Origin of the sequence: Methylobacterium sp. B1 (assembly GCF_000333255.1) — a bacterium.
GTDB classification, from domain to species: domain Bacteria; phylum Pseudomonadota; class Alphaproteobacteria; order Rhizobiales; family Beijerinckiaceae; genus Methylobacterium; species Methylobacterium fujisawaense.
On sequence record NZ_BACT01000750.1, the window covers coordinates 1 to 2,813 of the forward strand.

A 2,813-nucleotide genomic window follows, 5' to 3' on the forward strand; every position below is an offset into this window, starting at 1 on the left:
CCAACGTTCATTGCAGCCCTGCGGACGGCATGATTTTACCGGAGCGATCGGGTAGGATCGGCTTCAGATGAGGCGGGGCCTGCACGGGATCCTCCGCCGGGGAGATCAGGTCCATGGCAATTCTTCGTCCCGCGCTGCTTCTCGGCCTCTTCCTCGGGGCGGCGCCGGCGCTGGCCCAGGGCCCGGCTCCGGGCACCAATCTGGGCTCTGCCGCGTCCCCGGCCACGGCGGGTTCCCAGGTCAGCGGCCGCCGGACCACGGCCACCGGCCAGACCAAACCCCCGGGCGGCACCGCAGCCACCGGATTGCCGCAGCCCGTGAACCAGGCCGAGATGATCAAGGCTCAGAAGGCCGCCGAGGCCCGCTCGAAGGCCTGGGACAGCAAGATGCGCCACACGATGGGCTCGATCTGCCAGGGCTGCTGAGGCCCGGGCGGTCGTCCCGGACGCCGGAGACCCGCGTCCGGGACGAGGGTCCGGAAACGCGAAGGGGCCGCCCGAACGGGCAGCCCCTCCTCGGTCGCCGGGGCGACGGGATCAGCGGGAGTAGAACTCGATGACGAGGTTCGGCTCCATCTGCACCGGGTAGGGCACCTCGGACAGGCTGGGGATGCGGGTGACGCGGGCGGTCATCTTGGCGTGGTCGGCTTCGATGTAGTCCGGCACGTCACGCTCGGAGAGCTGGGTCGCCACGATGACGATCTCGAGCTGGCGGGAGGACTCCTTGACCTCGATGAGGTCGCCGGCCTTCACCTGATAGCTCGGGATGTTGACGCGGACGCCGTTCACCTTGACGTGCCCGTGGTTGACGAACTGGCGCGCGGCGAACGGGGTCGCGACGAACTTCGCCCGGTAGACCACGGCGTCGAGGCGGCGCTCGAGCAGGCCGACGAGGTTCTCGCCGGAATCGCCGCGCAGGCGGATCGCCTCGGCGTAGTAGCGGCGGAACTGCTTCTCGGTGATGTTGCCGTAATAGCCCTTGAGCTTCTGCTTGGCGCGCAGCTGCGTGCCGAAGTCGCTCATCTTGCCCTTGCGGCGCTGGCCGTGCTGGCCGGGGCCGTATTCGCGGCGGTTGACGGGGCTCTTCGGGCGGCCCCAGATGTTCTGGCCCATGCGGCGGTCGAGCTTGTGCTTGGCCTGAATCCGCTTCGACATATCTTCCGCGTCCTCTCGTGACGAGAATGAGGAACGCGCCCTCCTTTTCCCGGCCCTTCGCGGTCCGGGACGACAGGGCGGGAGGATCCCGCCCACGGGTGCGCGTGAAAACGCGACGGGGCCCCGTGCGGAGCCCCATCGACGGCGGGTCTTTAGGGGACGGACGCGCCGCGGTCAACCGTGAGAGGTCAGATGGACGAGTCAGTCGTGGTCCGGCGCGGCGCGGCCGCGGACGCGGAGGCGATCCGGGCGCTGGTGGAGGCGGCCTACACCAAATGGATCCCGGTGATCGGGCGCCTGCCGATTCCCATGCAGGCGGATTACGCGCAGGCTTTGCGGGACCACCGCTTCGACCTGCTGCGGACCGGTCCGGATCTCGCCGGCCTGATCGAGACGCGGGCCGAGGCCGATCACCTCTTGGTCGTCAACGTCGCGGTGCACCCGGCCTTCCAGGGCCGGGGCTTCGGCAGCCGGCTGATGGGACGGGCCGACGCCGTCGCGGCCGAGGCCGGGCTCGCGCGGCTGCGCCTCTACACCAACAAGAAGTACACGGCGAACCTGCGCCTCTACGGGGCGCTCGGCTACCGGGTGGAGCGGGAGGAGCTCTACGACGGACCGGGCCGGACCCGCGACGACGACGTCACCGTGCACATGGTGAAGGACTTGGTTTGAGGCATCGGCGCCGGCCTTACCGTCATCGCGAGCGCAGCGAAGCGACCCAGGGTGGCGCGCCGCCGTAGAGCGTGGCGCCTCTGGATTGCTTCGCGGCGCTCGCAAAGACGAGGCGTCTCCCGGCTCCCCTCAGGTCACCACGCTCGGCTCAGGCCGTCCGGTGCGCGGCTCGATCTCGGCGATCGCGCGGGCCGCTGCCGCCACCGGGGCCAGGACCTCGGCAACGGCCAAGTCGAGGCGGTCCGGTGCGTTCTCGTAGCGCTCCAGGTAGACCCGCAGCGTCGCCCCGGCGGTGCCGGTGCCGGAGAGCCGGAACACCGCCCGCGCATCCTCGGCGAAGCCGATCCGGATGCCCTGGCGCTCGGTGAGCGAGCCGTCCACCGGATCGCGGTAGGCGAACTCGTCGGCCGTCGAGACCGTGAGGTCGCCGATCCGCGTGCCCGGCAGACCGGCGAGTTTCTCGCGGAGCGCGTCCATCAGACCGTTGGCGGCGTCCGAATCCACCTCCTCGTAGTCGTGGCGGGCGTAGTAGTCGCGCCCGTAGGTGCGCCAGTGCGCCCGCACCAGCGCGTCGGCCCGCTCGCCCGTGGCGGCGAGGATGTTGAGCCAGAGCAGCACCGCCCAGAGCCCATCCTTCTCGCGCACGTGGTTCGAGCCGGTGCCGGCGCTCTCCTCTCCGCACAGGGTGATGAGGCCCGCGTCGAGGAGATTGCCAAAAAACTTCCAGCCGGTGGGCGTCTCGTAGGCCTTGATGCCCAGCGCGGCCGCGACCCGGTCGGCGGCGCGGCTCGTGGGCATGGAGCGCGCGACACCGGCTAGCCCGCCCGCGTAGCCCGGCGCCCGGTGGGCGTGGGCGGCGAGCAGGGCGAGGCTGTCGCTCGGCGTCACGAACAGGCCCGGGGCCACGATCATGTTGCGGTCGCCGTCGCCGTCCGAGGCGGCGCCGAAATCCGGCGCGTCCGGCCCCTGCATCAGGTCGAACAGGTC

General features: G+C 70.8%; 4 protein-coding genes. 2 read left to right on the forward strand and 2 right to left on the reverse strand.

What is annotated here, in order from left to right; all coding sequences use genetic code 11:
- The first annotated feature begins 113 nt into the window (after positions 1-113).
- A complete protein-coding gene (locus I53_RS22005; protein ID WP_043354687.1) occupies positions 114-425 on the forward strand; it encodes a hypothetical protein in 312 nt (103 codons plus the stop codon).
- Between the two features lie 111 nt (positions 426-536).
- Here the strand turns inward: I53_RS22005 and rpsD are convergent, their stop codons facing one another.
- Positions 537-1,154, reverse strand: a complete 618-nt coding sequence (gene rpsD, locus I53_RS22010) for a 30S ribosomal protein S4 (RefSeq protein ID WP_010686187.1) — start codon at positions 1,152-1,154, stop codon at positions 537-539.
- A 192-nt stretch (positions 1,155-1,346) separates the two neighbouring features.
- Here rpsD and I53_RS22015 point away from each other — a divergent pair, with 192 nt between their 5' ends.
- Positions 1,347-1,826: an N-acetyltransferase gene (locus I53_RS22015; RefSeq protein ID WP_043354689.1), complete on the forward strand. Its 480-nt coding sequence runs from the start codon at positions 1,347-1,349 to the stop codon at positions 1,824-1,826.
- 129 nt (positions 1,827-1,955) lie between these two features.
- Here I53_RS22015 and I53_RS22020 read toward each other — a convergent pair.
- Positions 1,956-2,813, reverse strand: an 858-nt coding sequence (locus I53_RS22020) for an alpha-D-glucose phosphate-specific phosphoglucomutase (protein ID WP_043354691.1), incomplete at its 5' end; no start/stop codon positions are given.